Consider the following 463-nt stretch of genomic DNA (forward strand, 5'->3'; position numbering starts at 1 on the left):
GAAGTCGGGGCTGCCGATATTGTGGTGGTGGGCGTCGGGATTCCCAATTTTGTCAAAGGGGAGTGGATTAAACCCGGCGCGGTGGTGATTGATGTCGGGATTAACCGTTTGGAAGACGGCAGTTTGTGCGGCGATGTGGAGTTTGATGTAGCAAAAGAACGTGCCGGTATGATTACCCCTGTACCCGGCGGAGTTGGTCCGATGACGATTGCTACTTTATTGGAAAATACTTTGCATGCCGCGACGCTGCATGATTAAACCGCTATAAACTGACTTGATGCGGCAGTTGGCAGATTGGCGGTTTCACTGTCAGCCACTAAAGACATTATTCAACATGGCGGAACATGCCGAAGGTCAATCTGTCCAGCCCTGCCAAATCTTGTTGCGTACGGACTTCGGCAAACCCATGTGCCGTCAAAATATGCCGCGCTGCTGCGCCGTGGTTGTAACCATGCTCCAGCAG

Annotated in this window: 2 pseudogenes; one reads left to right on the forward strand and one right to left on the reverse strand. The window is 52.3% G+C overall.

Annotated elements, in window-relative coordinates:
* A pseudogene (locus ACTHUR_RS20245) lies at window positions 1-258 on the forward strand (bifunctional methylenetetrahydrofolate dehydrogenase/methenyltetrahydrofolate cyclohydrolase); the annotation flags it as partial.
* Window positions 259-325: 67 nt separating this feature from the next.
* Here ACTHUR_RS20245 and ACTHUR_RS20250 read toward each other — a convergent pair.
* Window positions 326-463 (reverse strand): annotated as a pseudogene (locus tag ACTHUR_RS20250) (peptide chain release factor N(5)-glutamine methyltransferase); the annotation flags it as partial.

This window comes from Neisseria sp. P0021.S007 (assembly GCF_051956855.1).